Genomic DNA, 16572 nt, shown 5'->3' on the forward strand with positions numbered 1-16572 from the left:
CGGTCGATGTAAATCGTCCTTGCATCCGTGCTGTACCCAGCAATGTAGGGAATATCGAACTCGTGGCTGACCTTAACCCGTCGATGAAGCGCAGAAACGACATCAGACAGGACGAGGTCGCTGATATCTTCAGAGCTATGATGGACCTCGTCGGCTAGTTTCAAGTCCGCTCCTGCGTTTTCCAGTCGAAGCGCCCGCCACACAGGCAAGCGCTTGGCGACGGTTTTTACTTGTTGATGATGATGCGCTGCTTGTCCCGGTTTTGGGCGTAGGTCGCCTTATCGTAGGCAGTCTGCGCTTCCAACTGGTCCTTGGTGAAGTTCGTGTAGAGGTAACGGTTGCCGTTCTTGTCGGTCATGAACCTGAGGTTCTCCATGCCAACCGCGACCTTCTTTTCGCCAATGCCCAGAAAGCCGCCTACATCAACGATGATCGCGTCGACTTTCTTGTCGCCAGTCAGGATGACGTCGCCGATCTCGCCGACCTTCGCATCATCTGTGCCATAGACGTTGGTCCCGATCAGATTTGCCGCGCTGATTTTGTCTGACGGCATTTCGGTCAGGGACGACTTGTCGATCGAGGCTGTCGAGGTCGTATCGGTTTTACCATTAGCCGCTTGGCTGTTAGTCGTCTGCGCCGTGGGTGCTGCCGCGGTATCATAAGCCTTCGTATCGAAATTGGGTTGAGCTTTGAGCTCATCCTTCGTCGTCTTTGCGACTAACCAGCGATCGCCCTTCTTGTTGACCCATTCAAGCTTGCTGAAATCATAGGCCACGTTCTTTTCCCCCACGCCGAGGAATCCGCCGACGCCAATAACGACGAGTTTGGCGTTCCCGTCCTTGTCCAGGACGATGTCATTGACATCGCCAATCTTCGTCGCGTCGTCGGCGGTGCTGTCATAAACCGCGGCTCCCATGATCTTGGAGACGAGCTTGCCATCAGTGACCGGGGCAACAGCCTCCGCCTGAGTAGCGGGATTGCTGGTATTTGCGGCGTGAGCACCCGCCGTGCAGAGCGCCGTCGACATGAGAGCTGCCGTCGCGGCCGTAGCTAATATCTTGCGGATCATTGGTGAAATTCCTCCTGTTGCCTGGTTCACTGACCCTCGGTATCTGCGGGTTCATTTCGAGCAACGGAGGCGATCGCCTTACGTTCCAGCAATGGGTCCATGGTCTCAACCGGCACCGGACTGAAGGTTCATGCAGAACCTGCACGGGTTTACCGCTCCCCATCGCCAAACGAGTCACGTGACCCGCCTGCGAACAGGATTACAACTGCCGTCGATGCCAGGGATCTGGCCTAATTGTCCGAAAGAGGACGTTCCGTCATCGGCCGCAGACCTGACGACCGCAATATGTGGCCGCTCAATAGCAAAGCCGGTATTTGGAGCGCGTGTTTGGACCAGCTTCGGTAGCAATCAGCAACTGCACTGCCCAGTCATGCACGCGAGACGAGGTCCATCCCATCCGCGATCGCCAGATGGATCCTGACGCTGATGCTGCACACGTCGGGCTACGGTAAAACCTGCACGGCGTAACGGTCTACATCATCTTCCTTTAGGCGCAGATGGTCCTATCGTCTCCGCAATTTCACGGAGCGCACCAACGACCTCTCGAACGGGCTGATCTGGCCGAAGGACGGCTGAAGCCTCGACCGCCTATGCCGCAATAGCGCGTCGCGAGTTTCTTCCCCTGGGCTAAGCCCATTCCTCGCGCAACCAAGAAACGCGCGCCTGCGCCATCCTCCGCCTTTGCTGCGGTCGCAAGCGATGCGGCGGCGGTCGCCTTCGGCCTCACGATCGCCATCGAGGCCGCATGGTGCGGGCTCGGAAACGAAACGGAGACTGAAAATGGCTACCATCGGCAGCTTCAAGAAGACCAATGCGAACGAGTTCACCGGCGAGATCGTCACCCTCAGCGTCCAGGCCAAGGGCGTGCGCATCGTCCCCGACATCCGGGCCAGCGGCGAGAACGCTCCAAGCCACCGCGTGGTGGTCGGCAAGGCCGAGATCGGCGCCGCCTGGTCCAAGCGCTCCAACGAGGGCCGCGACTATCTCGGGCTCAAGCTGGACGATCCGAGCTTCACCGCTCCGATCTACGCCAACCTCTTCGCCGACGAGGAAGGCGAGGGCCACAGCCTCATCTGGTCCCGACCCAACCGCCGCAACGGCGAGTGAATCGGCAGACGCCTCGCCCGGTCCCGGGCGAGGCGCTTTCGGCCGGCGGTCGCGCAAGCTCTTCGCGCCGCCGGTCTGTCCGACCGGATTCCTGTTACCCGATGCGCTGCTTGATGCACGATGGGGCGAAGATGGTTGAATTGCTGCAGGCGCCGCCGCCACTCCCGAAGGCCTTTTAATGGTGCGAAATAGCGCCCCTCAATTGCGCACCTGATCATCGTGCCCTTGCTCCTCCATCCTGGCCATCGATCGCCGTTCAACCGCAACGGCCGGAAGGAGAAACCTCATGAACACCGACGCCGCGCCACTGCCGCCGCGCTACCTGCGCACTTCGGAAGCCGCGCATTTCCTCAGTCTCTCGGCGCGCACGCTTGAGAAACATCGCACCTACGGCACCGGGCCTGCCTATCGCAAACTTGGCGGCCGCGTGGTCTACGCCGTCGATGACCTGCAGCTCTGGGTTCAGCGCGGCGCGATGACATCGACATCCGATCCGCACGGCTCGGTGCTGCCCGCCAAGCCTCAGGCCGCCCGCCTGATCCCCTATGCCGGGCGCGAACGGCGCTGAGCCCGCTGATTTCCCCCTTGTCGGCACGACTACGCCCACCATTGGAGCGCGAACAGCTCGACCTGTTCCAGGCGCTGCCCGGCGTGGTCGCGCCACGCGATGCGCAGGACCTCATGGCCTATCCCTTCTTCTCTCTCGCCAAGACCAGGCGCCTTGCGCCGATCGACTTTCGCGCCGGCGATGTGGCGATCCGTGTCGAAGCGATGCCCGATCACGGCATGGCGACGATCTGGGATGCCGATATCCTGATCTGGGCCGCGAGCCAGATCGTGAGCGCGCGGGACGCGGGGTTGCGCACATCCCGCCTGATGGCCGCGACGCCATACGAGATGCTCACCTTCATCGGCCGCGGCGTCTCCAAGCGAGACTATCTGCGCCTCAAGGCAGCGCTGGATCGCCTGCAGTCGACAAGCGTCGTCACCTCCATCCGCCAACCCGCGGAAGGCCGCCGCCATCGCTTCTCGTGGATCAACGAATGGCAGGAGCGCTCGGGTCGGAACGGCCGCCCGCTTGGCGTCGAACTGATCCTGCCCGATTGGTTCTACCGCGCCGTCATGGATGACGCGCTGATCCTGACCATCGACCGGGCCTATTTCGGGCTGACCGGCGGCCTGGAGCGCTGGCTCTATCGGCTGGTGCGAAAGCATGGCGGGCGCCAGCGCGCCGGCTGGCGTTTCGACATCAGCCACCTGCATCGCAAGTCCGGCAGCCTCTCGCCGCTCAACCGCTTCGCCTTCGAGCTGCGTGACATCGTGCGTCGCCAGCCTTTGCCGGGATACCTGCTGTTCACCGAGGTCGAAGCCAGCGGCCGCGTGTTGTTGGCTTTCGAACCGGCGCCGACGCCTGTTGACAGGATCGTGCCATCGGGAACCCGAACTATCGTGCCATCGGGAACCGCTTCCTCGTGCTTTCGGGAACCGCGATCGGCCTTAAGGAACGGACCCGAAACGAAAAATCGCGCTCTTAACTTGGAGTCTAACTTTCAATCTAACACTCTTGCGGGCAAGCCGCGGACCGACGTTGGGGAGCAGAAGCTGCGGCGCATCGGGCGGCGCGAGGGAGCCGGCACATGACGCCGTCTCCCCAATCGACGCCGGGCGGCGATCTCACCACGGTCGAGCTGATCTGGATCGAGAAGCGGATCGAGCACCGGATCCGCTTCGGACGGCCTGCGCACGAGACGATCATCGACAAGCGCCGCCGCGTCGTGGGATTTGCGCCAGGCAGTGTTTTTGCCTTCGTGCGCTGGGCGGCGAATGACTTTGGCACCGTCGTTTCGCGCATCGACATCGTGCGCGCCGTCTTGCCCGCTGAAGCTTTTCAGACGGTGCCTTACATCCGGCCAGGCGGCGAGATCCTGCTCAAGATCGCAGGTTGGGACAAGGTTGAGCGGGTCCTACAACTGATCGACGCGATCGAGGCGAGCGGCCTTGATCCGGTCGAGGTCGCACCGGACCATTGGCGTCAGACCCACAACCGTCTGGTTGCCGGCGGAACGCCGCGTGCCTACTCGCTCGAGCAGCACCGGGCCTATCTGTTGCGCAAGCGAGCGGCCTCATGAGCCGCGCCGCTTGCATGGCCGTGGTGCTTGCGGCCGTCGTTGCGACGGCCGCTCCGGCCTTGGTGAAGATGCCGCCGCTGCTGCTATGGAACGCATCGGCAAGCGCGCCAATCGGGCTCTATGCGATCAGGAAAATGGCCGTTCCTGCGGCTGGCGCGGTCGTTGTCATCGCGCCGCCGGACCCGGTCGCACGCTTCGCCGCCAAGCGTGGCTACCTTCCGCTCGGCGTGCCGATGCTGAAGCACATCGAGGGACTTCCGGGGCAGCAAGTCTGCCGCATCGGCCGCCTCGTCACAGTGAATGGGCTTTCCATTGGCGGCGCACTGGAACGCGACCGAAGGGGGCGCGCGCTGCCTGACTGGCAGGGCTGCCGCACGATCGCCGCCGACGAAATCTTCGTCATGAACCGGAAGGTCCAGGACAGCCTCGACGGCCGCTACTTCGGCCCGTTCCCGGTGAGCTCGATCGTCGGAAGCGCAATGCCGCTTTGGACCGACGAGAGAGGCGATGGCCACTACACCTGGCTCGCTCCCGCCAACTGAAATTCAACCCAGCCAAACAGAGGAAGGAGACAGACCATGGCCGAAATCGGCGTCTTCCAGGAAACGGAATCCGGTTACTCCGGACGCATTCGAACACTGCTCGTGGACGTCGACCTGATGCTTGTCCCGATCAGGACGTCCGGCGGCAATGCGCCGGATTTTCGCATCCATATCGGCGATGGCAGCGGCCCCGAGGTCGGCGCAGCCTGGAAGGAAACCGGGCAGACGGCTGGCGACTATCTGTCGTGCCGGCTCGAGGATCCGCTGTTTGGCCGGCGCTTTCGCGCCGGTCTCTTCCGATCGGACGACGGTTCCTGGTCGCTGCGCTGGATCCGGCCGAAATGGCGGCCGGAGCGCGCTCGATGAGTGGGCCGTCGGCGCCGAACCGTGCGCACGAACGCCGCCCCGTCAGCTGGTTGTCTGGTCGGAGGCAAGCATGTCGGCTTGTCGCTGGCATTCTGATTTTCTGCCACGCGATCACGGGGGCCGCCGCACAATCCGCGCCGGTCTCCCGCAAATCCGCCGACGATCCATATGCTGCCCATATCGCCGAGGCGTCGCATCGGTTCCGCGTTCCTCAGCTCTGGATACGCGCGGTCATGCATCTGGAGAGCGCCCGCGACCCGCGCGCCGTGTCACGAAAGGGTGCTGTGGGACTGATGCAGATCATGCCCGAAACCTGGGCCGAGCTGCGCCTTCGTCATCAACTCGGCCGCGACCCCTATGATCCGCACGACAACATCCTTGCCGGCACCGCCTATCTTCGCGAGCTCTACGATCGGTACGGTTCACCGGGTTTTCTCGCCGCCTACAATGCGGGGCCGGGGCGCTACGAAGCTTCCTTGAGGGGCCGCCCGCTGCCGGCCGAAACGCGCGGCTATGTCGCGAAGCTTCGCCCTTTGTCGGGCGGCGGTGATGCCGGCGGCGCGCTCACCGCCAGCCCTAGCAAGGCCGTAACCTGGAAGGCCGCGCCGCTGTTCATAGTGCGGTCAGGGTCGTTGGCCGATTCCGGTCTTTCGTCCGGAGAACACGCTTCCGCCGGGGTCTCATCGCCACCGTTCGTGCGCGAACTTTTCGCGGCCGGTTCGCAGCCGCGGCAGCTGTTCACTGGGTCCGACCTGCGGATATCGCAGCGATGACGAAGTGTCCGTCAGCTCGCGAGCCGGCGCCTTTTTCGACGTCGCCGCCTTTGCTGCGCATAGGACACGGGGCAACAAGTAAGCGTTCGGCCGCTGCACGTCAGGTCAGGCTTGACATGAATGCCGAGTTTGCGGGTTCAAGGAAGCAGACTTTCGACGCAGCCTGCTATTCTCGGGAGCCTTCGATTTCGCGATTACTGCCTCAGCACGCTCTATCGCGGCACGCAGCTCATCGCTCTGCCATGAATCGGCGGAATGGCCATCGTCGAACGATCGGTCGTGCGTCTCTCGCGCCCGAGACGTCAGCTCACGAAGCGCGGCAATGGCCTCGGCAAGCAGTCTTGTCTCTGCTCCGTTTGCGGAAGACTGGGTCATCTGTTTATCCCTATCACGCTGCAACTATGAATCATCAACGGTCGCAACACCATACGACAATCGCCATTGTGAGTTGTCCAATCCTCATTATTCGGCGAGAGCCAGCGCACGTTTGCGGGGGTCTTCGCTGCTCACCAGATGATCCATCCACAGATCGAACGTGTTGATGGAGAGATGGCGCTGGCGGCAGAATTCCTGCGCACTGAGATTGCTGCCGAGCCAGCTCGCGACCTGCAACGACCGGTAGAGGCTCTTGGCCTTGGTCCAGGAGCGGCGCGGCGCCATCCGAATGTCCTCCACAAACCGGAGTAACCCGACATGACGCGAGATTGCACTACATCAAATATGTGCAGAGACCGGCCGGTTACGGCCACAACCGAGGGATGGCAAGATAAAAGGGCGCACATTGTGCTGCGGTCGGTTCGTCGTATTTGCTGGGTTTTTTGCCGCTTGCCGCACATTGCAGCGCCCCGGCGCAATGTGCTGGCAACAGCCAAATCATTGTATTTGCCGTATTTATGGCAAGGTGAGGGCCGGTGCCGTGTCCGATGAGCACGACTTCCGCGTCCGTCCAGGCCGCATTCGCTCGACGCGAGCCCAATCGTCGCGGCCCTTCATCGCCCAGGCGCTTGCGGCGGCGCAAAAGGCTGGCGGCGGCGTGTCGCGCTCAGGCCGGATCGGGACAGGCAACAGTTCGCGGTTCGGACGGGGCAGGGCGGCGAGCCTTCAGGCCAATCGTTTCCTCACCGGCCGCTCACGGCTAGCCACGATCAAGACGCGCGTGGTTCGCCATTCGAAACGCGGCGCGCCGCTGGCGACCCACCTCAACTATCTGCGCCGCGAGGGGGTCACACGCGACGACGCGAGAGCCCGCATGTTCGGACCGGTGGTCGACGATGCGTCGACCGCGGATTTCGTCGATCGCTGCAAGGACGACCGACATCATTTCCGCTTCATCGTCTCGCCCGAGGATGCCTCCGAAATGGCCGACCTGAAATCCTTTACCCGTGATCTCATGGGTCGCGTGCAGAAGGATCTCGGCACGTCGCTCGACTGGGTCGCGGTCGATCATTGGAACACCGACAATCCGCATGTCCACGTCATCCTGCGCGGCCGGGCCGACGACGGCCAGGATCTGGTGATCTCGCGCGACTATATCAGCCGCGGCATGCGCGATCGCGCCAGCGAACTCGTCACGCAGGAGCTTGGCCCCCGGTCGGAACCTGAGATCCGCCGGCATGTCGAGCGCCAGGTCGAAGCCGAGCGGTGGACCGGGCTCGACCGCCGGTTGCTCCGCGACGCAGGCGAGAACGGTTTCATCGATCTCGCGCCACGTGCTGATCGCCAGCCTGACGAATTCATCGCGCCAAAGATCGGGCGGCTGCGCAGGCTGGAAACGCTTGGCCTCGCCGAGCAGCTAGGTCCTGGACAATGGATCGTCAGCGAGAGAGCCGAGGCGACGCTGCGCCAGATGGGTGAGCGCGCCGATATCATCAAACGCATGCATCGCGCATTCTCGGCCCGCGACATCGAACGCGCGAGCGCCAGCTATGTAACGGCCGCAGAGATCATCGGCGAGAGGATTAGCGGCCGTCTGATTTGGCTACGCGCCTATGATTGGACCACCGACCAGGGTGCTGCGGCGCTCAACGACTATGCTCGCGCAGCGGATCCTTTCTCCAAAGTCGGCAAGCAGCAGGTCGCGGTGGACATTTCGTCGGTCATCAGAGCCTCGCCGGGCTCCTTTCGCGTCGCCTGGATCGAACACCACTACGAAAATGGACAGCTCTCAGGCACCGAGCGCTGGACCGCGATCCTGACGATCGTGACCCAGATGCCAAGCGACGCCGAACGGCTTCGCGTCAATCCGCTTGGCATTTACGTCAACGCAATCAACTGGTCGCGGGAGATGAGTCAATGAGCAGGGCTTCGCGTCTTGTTGCCGGCACGAATTTCTCGAGGTGTCTGCTGTCGGCGCTGGCCTCGGCGACAACGCTGCTTGCGGGTTGCGCCACGCCTGCGAAAAAGCCGCCGACGATCAGCTACGATACCTACGTTCCGCCCTTGCCGCCGGCTCCGGCTGCCTCGACCGACCAAAGGCTGAAGCCTCTTCGCGTGCCACCAGGCTGGGCGGCCGCGCGGGGCGGCGCCGTCGGGCAAACGCCGACCGCCCGTGTCGAAAACGCAAACGCCGCGGCGCGCGTGGAACCGCGCCGTGAGGGCTACTACAACGCGATTCAGATCTACCCGTGGAGCGAGGGAGCGCTCTATCAGGTCTATGCCTCACCTGGCCAGATAACGGACATCGCGCTTGAGCCGGGCGAGAGCCTGACCGGAGACGGTCCGATCGCCGCCGGCGATACTGGGCGCTGGATCATCGGCGACACCGAAAGCGGATCCGGCATTGCCCGGCGCGTCCACGTCCTGGTGAAACCCTCGCGGGCGGACATCACAACGAACCTCATCATCGCCACGGACCGGCGCAGCTATATGCTTGAGCTGCGGGCAGACGCGAAGCCATACATGCCCGCCGTTGCGTGGTCCTATCCAGCTCACAAAGCGGGGACCCTTCAGACCACCGCCACAACGCCGGTCATACCGGACGTTACAGTGCGCAACTATCGCTACGGCCTCACCGGCGACAGCCCGCCCTGGAAGCCGGTGAGTGCCTATGACGACGGCCGCAGGGTCTATGTCGAGTTTCCGCGCGGCATCGTGCAAGGCGAGATGCCGCCGATTTTCGTCATCGGCCCGGACGGCGAGGCTGAAATCACCAACAGCCGCGTCTATCAAAACCTTCTCATCGTCGACCGCCTTTTTGGTGCGGCCGAGCTGCGGCTTGGCGCTGGCAAGCGGCAGCAGACCGTCAGGATCGTGCGTGTGGATAGGAGAACCGATGGGTTGTTGCGGACCCAAAGGGAAAGTGCGGCGTCGAAGCCACCGAACGCAAGATAGAAAGGAGCGCTGCAGCCGTGAACGAGAAGAATATGGCCGTCGAACCCATGCGGCTTCGCGCCGACCCGCCGCGCGTGACGCGTCTGTCGCGCAAGATGCTGGCAGGCGTCAGCTTCGTCGCCTCGCTTGGTGTCGGCGGGGCGCTGGTTTACGCTCTGCAGGACGCCAACAGATTCAAGCAGGGCGAGGAGCTCTATCCCACCTCCAATCGGCCGCCCGCCGACGGACTGGCAAGACTGCCACGCGACTATGCCGGCCCGATCCTTGGGCCACCGCTGCCTGGCGATCTCGGCAGGCCGATCCTCGATGCTCAAAACAAGGGGCAGGCCGTCGCCGCGCCCCCCTCAATCACAAGCCCCGCGATTGACGAAGCCGAGCAGCGCCGGCGAGCCGAAGACGAAGCAGCCAGAACCTCGCGCGTCTTCTTCCAGACAGCACAAGGAGATCCCAGGACCGCCGAAGCGTCCGCCCCTGCTGTTAACGAACTTGCCAGTCAGAACGCGGCGCCAAATGCGCAGGATCGCCAGCTTTCCTTCCTGTCCGCCGCCGCTGACCGGCGGACCGTGGCTCCGGATCACATCAAGCCTCCCGTCTCACCCTATGTGCTTCAAGCCGGTGCCGTGATCCCGGCCGCGCTCATTACGGGTATCCGGTCGGATCTTCCTGGGCAGATCAGCGCTCAGGTGACCGAAAATGTCTATGACAGTCCCACCGGCCGCTCGCTGCTCATCCCGCAAGGGACTCGCATTGTTGGGCAGTACGATAGCGGAATTGGTTCCGGGCAGCGCCGCGTGCTGCTTGTCTGGAACAGACTGATCTTTCCCGACGGACGCTCCATCGTGCTGGAGCGGCAGCCCGGCGCGAACGCTCAGGGCTATGCCGGCCTGGAGGATGGCGTCGACTATCACTGGGGCGAGTTGTTCAAAGCCGCGGCGTTGTCGACCCTTCTGAGCGTTGGCGCGCAAGCCGGTTCTTCCGATCAAGACAGCGATATCGTGCGTGCTCTGCGAAGCGGCGCTTCCGATAGCGTTAGCCAGGTAGGCCAACAGGTCGTTCAGCGGCAACTCGCTATCGCCCCGACGCTCACGATCCGGCCGGGGTTCCCCGTTCGCGTCCTGGTCACCCGCGACCTTGCCCTTGAACCATACGGAGGTTGACATGGCCAAGTTGAAACTCGCAACAATTGCCGACGACAAGCCAGTGAAGATTACGGTGGAACTGCCGGCGCCCCTGCATCGCGATTGCGCCGGGTATTCCGACGTGGAAGCCAAGCGACACTGGCAGCGCGACCTGATTCATTGAGGAGCTTTTCCCAATCCGTACCGAAGCGCTCAATCAGATCACGAGCTGTGCTTCCGTGAGATTCGCTTCTCGCAACAGTCGGCCGGCCAGGAGGTCGAATTCGGTGAGATCGGTCTCGGGCAAACTGCCATCGCGGTGCTGCATCGCCTGGGCGATAACCTCGAACACGCTGCCGACTTCCTCGTAAATCTCGCTGACCTCGATGCCCTCTCGGTCCGCAGCTTCCATCGCTTGGTCGGTCAGATCGCTTATCGCGGCAGGGTCGTCCGTCACCACTTCGGGCAAATGCTCTGCCGTCCAACGCTCGAGGAAATTGGCGCCGCGTGTGCTCATTTTCCATAAGCGGGAGCCGCATATTAGGTTCCGCTGATCTTAATTGGACGTTGAACCTTCTCTTTCGGGGAGCGTTGCCATTGGATTCAGGAGGTTTCGGATGGCGCGCTTTCAAATCGAAGAGATCTATGGCGAACGCATCGTTGCCACGACATCTGCAGAGGCTCCTGATGCGCTCAGCGCCGCAGAGACCCTGACGGGAAAGGCGATCTCCACCAAGGCCTTTCAAGAGCACTGGTTTCGGGTTGTCGACGAACGCGAAGGCACCGTCCACGAATTCAGCATTGCAGAGGATCCGCCAAAGGATTTTGCCAAATGATGAACTGCTTCGGCGCAAAGCCCGGCTCGCAGATCGAGGGTGACACAGGATTATGCGAGCCGGGCCTAGCCGCCGACACCTATTCCGGGGGGACGTGGTTTCAAACTCGGCGGTAAGTAAAAGTTGTTCGATAATCCCTCGTGCTGCAATGAGGACTGAGGTCCCATTACGCTACCTGCTATGGTCTCTTCGGCATGTGAAAGAGCCCGCCTGCCATGCGCACTCGACGGGCTCTTTATCGAGTGTGAAACGTTGGATTGCGGAAGGCACCCACCCGACGTGACGCGCTCTGAAAGGAAGCAGCCTAGCGCGCCGGCAACGTGAACAATCACCAGCCAGCCATGACCGCCCTCTCTCAGCGAATTTGCAGAACTCTCCGCACACTACCGTGTCGGTACCCAAGGGCTGCAGCGAAACACCTTCCCCGGTGGGGCTGCTGTGACCACGGCTGCGCCCGACCGTCGCAGGAACAAAACGCCCTGGCGCCGATTGGTTTTTGAAGGGACCAAACCCGCGGAGGAAACGGGATGACGGTCGAACTTGTAGTTCTCGAAATGGCGGCTGCCCGGCAGCACGCAAAGCGAGCTGACCAGTCGCTGAAGCAAGCGACGGCCATGCTCGACGATAACCATGGTATTGCTGTGAGCATTGCGCTGTGCTGCCGCATCCGAAACGGGCAAGCGCGCGCGAAGGCGGCCAAGCGTCGCCTGCTGAAGATCGGCCAACCAACAACCGCGCACTGACGAGCAACAACACTCATGCAGATCTCAGATTTTAACACCGCATCGATGCACGGGAGCCAACTGTTCCGCGATGCCAAGACGGCGATGCTCGTGGTCCGGATCCTGCACCAGATGGAGAGGACTGCGGCTGCGGTCGACGACGTCGAGGACGCGCTTGAGGAGTTTGCAGCAGCCACGCGCCGGCCGGTGACACACTTCACCCGGCTGGCGACGGGCGAAACGCTCGGGCTTTAGCCCACGCGACAGGCGCGGCGCATAACCTATCGATTTCGGAGGGAGTCACTCGCCTCGCCCTACCGGCCACCTGTGCCACCATTCCCGTTCAAGCACGCTCGCCACGAGGTCGGCGGCTGGTGTGCGCGGCGCGGCATGCGCGGCAGCATGTTCGATCAGGAACTGAGGTTCGAGCATACGCTCGGCGGCTTCAGCGAAGCATGCGAGAGTGCATGAGAACGCCGCGGCGCGGATAGAGACGTCGGCGTCGTCGGTCTTTGGCACCATTCGACTAGGCCGGGCCTTGATCAGCTTCTCGACCTGTCGGAGGCCCACCAGTGCCGGCGAGGCTTTCCAGTCGAACCGGCGCGCGCTTCCGCCGGCTTTTCCTTCAAGATGACCTTGCCAAGCATCACCTGCTCGGAGCTATTCTTGTTGATCTGCCGGCGAGCCTTCATGCCGCGCTCGTGGTTTTCGGCCAGCGGCAGCGCCAAAGCGCCGTAGCGAGCCCGCAAGCGCGATGGGCGGGGCTTTCAAGGCTGCTGCAATGTCGTCAAAGATCGCTTCCATGGTTGCCACCTGCGATTTCCTTTCGAGGCAACCATAGATCGAAACAGGGATCTTTGAATCCCCCTCGCTGTTGCTGCAAAACCTACAGCGACCATGGTCATCGGGCTCTATGACATTCCTTGTGTAAGCTTCCTGGATCAGGCGGACCATCCAGGGAAAGGGGTACACAGTTTGAGGGAAGCGGCTCGCACGCCGGGGCCTCGAAAGAGGATCGCGACAGGGCTCGTACCCAGCCGGCCAACAAGGTCGGCGGCTGCTCCCCGGGTCTTGCCACCGCGGAGCCCAGGTCGAGAAAGATGGCATGGTCCAGATAGAGGCAGCGCAGGCCCGCGGCATGTCGCGCGCCATGCGCTTCCGCCGCCTTGAGCGGGGCGAGCCACTCACCTGCTCGCAGACGTCACGGCCGTACTGGGATCTATCGATATCGTGCTGGCTGACGTGGACGGATAGGCCCGAGCCATCGAGAGCGAGCCCAACGTCGGAGTTGAAACGGTATCGCATCAGACGGCGTAGCGAGCTCCGCTGACCTCTTCTTCAACAGTGTCTATGCAATACTGATTGTCGGTTCGGCCCGCAGAAGCCTGAACCTGCGCGTTTATCCGTCCACCACAAGGTCAAGGAAGGCGTTGGCCGCCTCGACCATGCCGATCGCGGGGGAACCTTGGAGACCTAATAGACCACCGCTGGGAACATCGCCGTTGGGAACAATCTCTTTCGGGCGTAGTTCGGTCGGGTCCAGGCGGAGAGCGGCCAATCATGTGTCTACAGCAAACGACCGGAAGTTCGCGGCCTAAGCCCCGACGGCGAACCACGCCAATTTTCATTCCTTGCGCAATCCTGTCGGCAAGCAGGCTGGACCCACAAGCTGATGCGAGCACGTCGTGCGCGGCCGTATGACTATTTTCAGTTTCGCAAGTGACAGCGCTGAAAGCGACGTCCGGGATCCCAATCGCATTTCGGCAAGCGATGCAGATCAGCTCGCCTTTGGAGAAGACGATGCCAATCACAAGCGTTCGAAGGGCACATTCACGCCGGATAAGGTGAGGTTTTTGAGGCACGTGCTGGAAGGTGGCGCAACGGCCAATGAAAGAAAATGCCAGAGAGAGGCGCGCTCATTGCGACTGGTCGCCAATTACATGACCGGCATGTCAGAAGAGCGGGAGTTGAGGGAGCTCTCGCATAAGCCGCTTGGTAGGTAAAATTGCGTCGATCCGGGAAGAGCAACAGCTGGGCAGGACGTGATTGGCGCGTTGGCGTACAAGGTGTCGATGCTGCCGTTGAGACGACTCCCGATCCAGTGGCGGGCAATCATCCTCTCTTGGATCGGCAATGACCAGCGATCCTCTTGTTCCGCTCGCGAAATCCATTCGAGAACACGACGCGGTGCTGTTTGTTGGGGCAGGCGTCTCGATGAGCGTCGGCCTGCCGTCCTGGGAGAAGCTGATCGAGCGAATGGCGGATGAACTCGGCTTGGAAGTGGACCTTGGCAGGCAACGCGGCCGCTTCCAGACTCTGGCCGAGTATTACCGCATCGAGCATGGCAGCATCGGATCGCTGCGCAGTTGGATGGACCGGCACTGGACCGTCAGCCGCGATAAGATCGAACAGTCCGAATTGCACCGTCTCATCGTCGCGCTGAAGTTCCCGGTGATCTATACGACGAACTATGATCGAAACCTTGAAGTCGCCTTTGAAATACATGGCGTCGAATACGTGAAGGTGGCCAATGCGAGGGATGTCTCAAAGGCTCGCAGGGACGTCCCCTGCATCGTGAAGTTCCATGGCGACTTCGATGACGATTCGTCCTTAGTCCTCACGGAAACCGATTATCTTGATCGACTATCGTTCGACTCGCCGCTCGACGTGAGGTTCCGTTCGGACGCATTGGGCAGTACGGTTCTGTTTATTGGCTACAGCCTTTCCGACCTGAACATCCGGCTGCTTCTGCATCGGCTCTGGCAGACTTGGAGCCGGTCGGGCTATGAGGCGGATCGGCCCCCCTCGTTTATCTTCATGGCACATCGTGATCCTGTCGAGGAAGCTGTGCTGGCGCGTTGGGGCATTACGGCGGTGACGGGCGACGATCCAGATCCTGAGACGGGACTACTTAGTTTCCTTTCTCGCCTCGCTGACCTTGTATACGCCAATGGAATGAGTCGGCCCGGATCTGCCGCCGGGAGGCGAGGTGCGGCCGGGCCTACCCTCACCGAGTGACGGCGGCTCGCCGAAGATGGGGTGGATAGATTATGGTTTGTTAGGTTCGCGCGCTGCTTCAGCTTACGCTGGCCTACATACGGCTTGCGTTTACGGAGCTCACGTCACATCGAGCAACAAATCGCAGGCCAACTTTTCAGCGGATAGATGTTCCGGCACCCGCTCTAAAAGGCCATCGCTTGTGCGCAACCTCAAATGTGCCGACCGCACCCGAAGGGCCTAATTTAAGGTTCGTGCGCCGTCCGGTTTTGTCGTGGCGCACGGACGCTGGCCGCGGACATCTCCCTCGCCCAAACACGAGGCGCTGAGATGCACAGCCAAGTCCCAGAACCCTCCCACCTCGACATGCTCACTCGCGTTCTGCACCACGCTGCAAGCAGGACGGGCATCAACTCGACTCGGACGATGCGCAGAACGTCGCCGTGAACTTTGGTCTATCTGTTCCAGAGAGCGATGGTGAACGAGTTGACCTTATTGGTACCTTGGGGTGCCTAGTCGCGCAAGAACCTACGCCGCGTTGGCTGAACAAGCCGCTCGTCCGATAGCAAACTGGCCGACTGCATTGTGGCGGATCGCAAGCTGCTAGGTCAAGCAGGCGACCGCAATAGTCGCTTTCTATTGGACCTAATCTTCCCGCCATAGTAACTTACAAACTTGTCTGCTGGTGCGCCCATAGCGAGCATCGTAATTGAGCGGCCGGCAGCCTCGATTTTTTCACTGACCATCAACTTAGCTTCGCGTTCAGCCGCTTTGCCGCCACTAGCAATTCGCATACCTCTAAGCCAGATCACTTGCTGCGCCTCGAGTATCGAAAGTGAGAGATCGACCCATAGATTGAACATTGAGCGCTCCTGATTGGGATGAGAGAACGGCAATCTCGTTCGTCGGTTCCGCCGAATTGGCAGTCGAAAAACTTCTCTCTGGGAGCGAGTTCAAGGAAGAAGCCGAACGTTCTCTTCGAGACTTGCGCGAGCGGTGACGACCCGATCCTGCCCGAGAAGAAAAAGCCCCGTGGAGAGTTCCACGGGGCCTCATCGATTACAGCGATGTCGTTCGGCGAACCCGATCGCGTTCCGCTTGGATGTCATCAAAGGGCGCTGCGTTAGGGTCGAATCCTGTCCATCCGGCGGATTCGTAAGCGCTGCGCCGTTCGTCAAGATTGACGGAACGCTCTCCTCGCAGGATGCGCTCGGCCTCGCCGGTCAGCCGATCGTCCACTCTGGCAGTCACCAGACTGCCTCCGCGGCGCACGCCTTCGGCATAGACATGGGCATCACGTTCCGAAACACCGGATTCCGTAAGCGCCCCGACGATGCCGCCTGCGGCTCCACCAACCACAGCCCCGCCAACCGCGCCGACCGCCGTCGCAGCGAGCCAGCCGGCCGCCACCACGGGACCGACCCCAGGTATGGCCATAATCCCGAGGCCGGTAAGGAGCCCGCCCGCGCCGCCGACCAGCGCTCCCAGGCCCGCGCCGGCGGCGGCATCTTCGCCGGCTTCTGAAGTCTCGTCCTGTCGATACCAATTGTCGGAATTGTTGGCCACGATGCTGATGTCGTCTC

21 protein-coding genes and 1 pseudogene are annotated in these 16572 nt (G+C 61.9%); 16 read left to right on the plus strand and 6 right to left on the minus strand.

Annotation, left to right across the window (positions count from 1 at the left end; genetic code table 11):
- Positions 1-226: 226 nt before the first annotated feature.
- A complete protein-coding gene (locus FJ423_RS32690; protein WP_140847824.1) occupies positions 227-1069 on the minus strand; it encodes a PRC-barrel domain-containing protein in 843 nt (280 codons plus the stop codon).
- Positions 1070-1849: 780 nt separating this feature from the next.
- Between FJ423_RS32690 and FJ423_RS32695 the strand changes: the two genes are divergently transcribed.
- The 7 genes from FJ423_RS32695 (at position 1850) to FJ423_RS32725 (ending at position 5986) form a co-directional block, all read left to right on the plus strand.
- A complete protein-coding gene (locus FJ423_RS32695; RefSeq protein ID WP_140847827.1) occupies positions 1850-2176 on the plus strand; it encodes a DUF736 domain-containing protein in 327 nt (108 codons plus the stop codon).
- Between the two features lie 286 nt (positions 2177-2462).
- Positions 2463-2744 carry a helix-turn-helix domain-containing protein gene (locus tag FJ423_RS32700; protein WP_140847830.1) on the plus strand — a complete coding sequence of 94 codons (282 nt, stop codon included), beginning with the start codon at positions 2463-2465 and terminating at the stop codon, positions 2742-2744.
- A gap of 17 nt (positions 2745-2761) precedes the next feature.
- Complete coding sequence (locus tag FJ423_RS32705; RefSeq protein WP_140847833.1) at positions 2762-3817, plus strand: replication initiator protein A; 1056 nt, start codon at positions 2762-2764, stop codon at positions 3815-3817.
- On the plus strand, positions 3814-4305 hold the full coding sequence (locus tag FJ423_RS32710; protein ID WP_140847835.1) for a DUF2840 domain-containing protein: 492 nt from the start codon (positions 3814-3816) through the stop codon (positions 4303-4305). Before FJ423_RS32705 ends, FJ423_RS32710 begins: the two co-directional genes overlap by 4 nt.
- Positions 4302-4847: a S26 family signal peptidase gene (locus tag FJ423_RS32715; protein WP_140847838.1), complete on the plus strand. Its 546-nt coding sequence runs from the start codon at positions 4302-4304 to the stop codon at positions 4845-4847. The genes FJ423_RS32710 and FJ423_RS32715 overlap by 4 nt, the downstream gene beginning before the upstream one ends.
- 36 nt (positions 4848-4883) lie before the next feature.
- The gene (locus tag FJ423_RS32720) at positions 4884-5213 is read left to right on the plus strand and encodes a DUF736 family protein (RefSeq protein ID WP_140847840.1); all 330 of its coding nucleotides are present in this window, start codon (positions 4884-4886) and stop codon (positions 5211-5213) included.
- The gene (locus tag FJ423_RS32725; RefSeq protein ID WP_140847877.1) at positions 5210-5986 is read left to right on the plus strand and encodes a lytic transglycosylase domain-containing protein; all 777 of its coding nucleotides are present in this window, start codon (positions 5210-5212) and stop codon (positions 5984-5986) included. Before FJ423_RS32720 ends, FJ423_RS32725 begins: the two co-directional genes overlap by 4 nt.
- A 462-nt stretch (positions 5987-6448) precedes the next feature.
- Here FJ423_RS32725 and FJ423_RS32735 read toward each other — a convergent pair whose 3' ends face one another.
- Entirely contained in the window at positions 6449-6646 is a 198-nt protein-coding gene (locus tag FJ423_RS32735) for a hypothetical protein (protein ID WP_140847843.1), read from the minus strand.
- 256 nt (positions 6647-6902) lie between these two features.
- Here FJ423_RS32735 and trbF point away from each other — a divergent pair, with 256 nt between their 5' ends.
- The 4 genes and pseudogenes from trbF to FJ423_RS32755 form a co-directional block, all read left to right on the plus strand.
- Entirely contained in the window at positions 6903-8282 is a 1380-nt protein-coding gene (gene trbF, locus FJ423_RS32740; protein WP_181174981.1) for a conjugal transfer protein TrbF, read from the plus strand.
- Complete coding sequence (trbG, locus tag FJ423_RS32745) at positions 8279-9316, plus strand: P-type conjugative transfer protein TrbG (protein WP_140847849.1); 1038 nt, start codon at positions 8279-8281, stop codon at positions 9314-9316. Before trbF ends, trbG begins: the two co-directional genes overlap by 4 nt.
- Before the next feature lie 32 nt (positions 9317-9348).
- The gene (locus tag FJ423_RS32750) at positions 9349-10473 is read left to right on the plus strand and encodes a TrbI/VirB10 family protein (RefSeq protein ID WP_140847879.1); all 1125 of its coding nucleotides are present in this window, start codon (positions 9349-9351) and stop codon (positions 10471-10473) included.
- Between the two features lies 1 nt (position 10474).
- Positions 10475-10588: pseudogene (locus tag FJ423_RS32755) on the plus strand (DUF2274 domain-containing protein); the annotation flags it as partial.
- 63 nt (positions 10589-10651) lie between these two features.
- On the opposite strand, the gene FJ423_RS32760 reads toward FJ423_RS32755, so the two are convergent.
- The gene (locus tag FJ423_RS32760) at positions 10652-10951 is read right to left on the minus strand and encodes a DUF768 domain-containing protein (protein WP_140847854.1); all 300 of its coding nucleotides are present in this window, start codon (positions 10949-10951) and stop codon (positions 10652-10654) included.
- Positions 10952-11051: 100 nt separating this feature from the next.
- Between FJ423_RS32760 and FJ423_RS32765 the strand changes: the two genes are divergently transcribed.
- The 3 genes from FJ423_RS32765 (at position 11052) to FJ423_RS32775 (ending at position 12247) form a co-directional block, all read left to right on the plus strand.
- On the plus strand, positions 11052-11270 hold the full coding sequence (locus FJ423_RS32765; RefSeq protein ID WP_140847857.1) for a hypothetical protein: 219 nt from the start codon (positions 11052-11054) through the stop codon (positions 11268-11270).
- A gap of 527 nt (positions 11271-11797) precedes the next feature.
- On the plus strand, positions 11798-12013 hold the full coding sequence (locus tag FJ423_RS32770) for a hypothetical protein (protein ID WP_140847859.1): 216 nt from the start codon (positions 11798-11800) through the stop codon (positions 12011-12013).
- 15 nt (positions 12014-12028) lie between these two features.
- Positions 12029-12247, plus strand: coding sequence for a hypothetical protein (locus FJ423_RS32775; protein ID WP_140847862.1), 219 nt, complete (start codon positions 12029-12031; stop codon positions 12245-12247).
- Positions 12248-12534: 287 nt separating this feature from the next.
- Here FJ423_RS32775 and FJ423_RS32780 read toward each other — a convergent pair whose 3' ends face one another.
- Positions 12535-12741 carry a hypothetical protein gene (locus FJ423_RS32780; RefSeq protein ID WP_140847864.1) on the minus strand — a complete coding sequence of 69 codons (207 nt, stop codon included), beginning with the start codon at positions 12739-12741 and terminating at the stop codon, positions 12535-12537.
- 948 nt (positions 12742-13689) lie between these two features.
- Between FJ423_RS32780 and FJ423_RS32785 the strand changes: the two genes are divergently transcribed.
- Both FJ423_RS32785 and FJ423_RS32790 read left to right on the plus strand, forming a co-directional pair.
- A complete protein-coding gene (locus FJ423_RS32785) occupies positions 13690-13995 on the plus strand; it encodes a hypothetical protein (protein WP_140847866.1) in 306 nt (101 codons plus the stop codon).
- Positions 13996-14125: 130 nt separating this feature from the next.
- Positions 14126-15010 (plus strand): SIR2 family protein, encoded by an 885-nt coding sequence (locus FJ423_RS32790; RefSeq protein WP_140847869.1) that lies wholly within the window; start codon positions 14126-14128, stop codon positions 15008-15010.
- 587 nt (positions 15011-15597) lie between these two features.
- Here FJ423_RS32790 and FJ423_RS32795 read toward each other — a convergent pair.
- Complete coding sequence (locus FJ423_RS32795; RefSeq protein WP_140847872.1) at positions 15598-15852, minus strand: hypothetical protein; 255 nt, start codon at positions 15850-15852, stop codon at positions 15598-15600.
- 196 nt (positions 15853-16048) lie between these two features.
- Positions 16049-16572 (minus strand): hypothetical protein (locus FJ423_RS32800; RefSeq protein ID WP_140847874.1); only part of this gene is annotated, 524 nt, incomplete at its 5' end.

This window comes from Mesorhizobium sp. B2-8-9 (genome assembly GCF_006439475.1).
Lineage (GTDB): Bacteria > Pseudomonadota > Alphaproteobacteria > Rhizobiales > Rhizobiaceae > Mesorhizobium.

What these genes read in the sequence shown, in the direction of transcription:
- FJ423_RS32690 (WP_140847824.1), bottom strand. Translation starts at nt 1,069, where the DNA reads ATGATCCGCAAGATATTAGCTACGGCCGCGACGGCAGCTCTCATGTCG.
- FJ423_RS32695 (WP_140847827.1), top strand. Translation starts at nt 1,850, where the DNA reads ATGGCTACCATCGGCAGCTTCAAGAAGACCAATGCGAACGAGTTCACC.
- FJ423_RS32700 (WP_140847830.1), top strand. Translation starts at nt 2,463, where the DNA reads ATGAACACCGACGCCGCGCCACTGCCGCCGCGCTACCTGCGCACTTCG.
- FJ423_RS32710 (WP_140847835.1), top strand. Translation starts at nt 3,814, where the DNA reads ATGACGCCGTCTCCCCAATCGACGCCGGGCGGCGATCTCACCACGGTC.
- FJ423_RS32715 (WP_140847838.1), top strand. Translation starts at nt 4,302, where the DNA reads ATGAGCCGCGCCGCTTGCATGGCCGTGGTGCTTGCGGCCGTCGTTGCG.
- FJ423_RS32720 (WP_140847840.1), top strand. Translation starts at nt 4,884, where the DNA reads ATGGCCGAAATCGGCGTCTTCCAGGAAACGGAATCCGGTTACTCCGGA.
- FJ423_RS32725 (WP_140847877.1), top strand. Translation starts at nt 5,210, where the DNA reads ATGAGTGGGCCGTCGGCGCCGAACCGTGCGCACGAACGCCGCCCCGTC.
- FJ423_RS32735 (WP_140847843.1), bottom strand. Translation starts at nt 6,646, where the DNA reads ATGGCGCCGCGCCGCTCCTGGACCAAGGCCAAGAGCCTCTACCGGTCG.
- trbG (WP_140847849.1), top strand. Translation starts at nt 8,279, where the DNA reads ATGAGCAGGGCTTCGCGTCTTGTTGCCGGCACGAATTTCTCGAGGTGT.
- FJ423_RS32750 (WP_140847879.1), top strand. Translation starts at nt 9,349, where the DNA reads ATGGCCGTCGAACCCATGCGGCTTCGCGCCGACCCGCCGCGCGTGACG.
- FJ423_RS32760 (WP_140847854.1), bottom strand. Translation starts at nt 10,951, where the DNA reads ATGAGCACACGCGGCGCCAATTTCCTCGAGCGTTGGACGGCAGAGCAT.
- FJ423_RS32765 (WP_140847857.1), top strand. Translation starts at nt 11,052, where the DNA reads ATGGCGCGCTTTCAAATCGAAGAGATCTATGGCGAACGCATCGTTGCC.
- FJ423_RS32770 (WP_140847859.1), top strand. Translation starts at nt 11,798, where the DNA reads ATGACGGTCGAACTTGTAGTTCTCGAAATGGCGGCTGCCCGGCAGCAC.
- FJ423_RS32775 (WP_140847862.1), top strand. Translation starts at nt 12,029, where the DNA reads ATGCAGATCTCAGATTTTAACACCGCATCGATGCACGGGAGCCAACTG.
- FJ423_RS32785 (WP_140847866.1), top strand. Translation starts at nt 13,690, where the DNA reads ATGACTATTTTCAGTTTCGCAAGTGACAGCGCTGAAAGCGACGTCCGG.
- FJ423_RS32790 (WP_140847869.1), top strand. Translation starts at nt 14,126, where the DNA reads ATGACCAGCGATCCTCTTGTTCCGCTCGCGAAATCCATTCGAGAACAC.
- FJ423_RS32795 (WP_140847872.1), bottom strand. Translation starts at nt 15,852, where the DNA reads ATGTTCAATCTATGGGTCGATCTCTCACTTTCGATACTCGAGGCGCAG.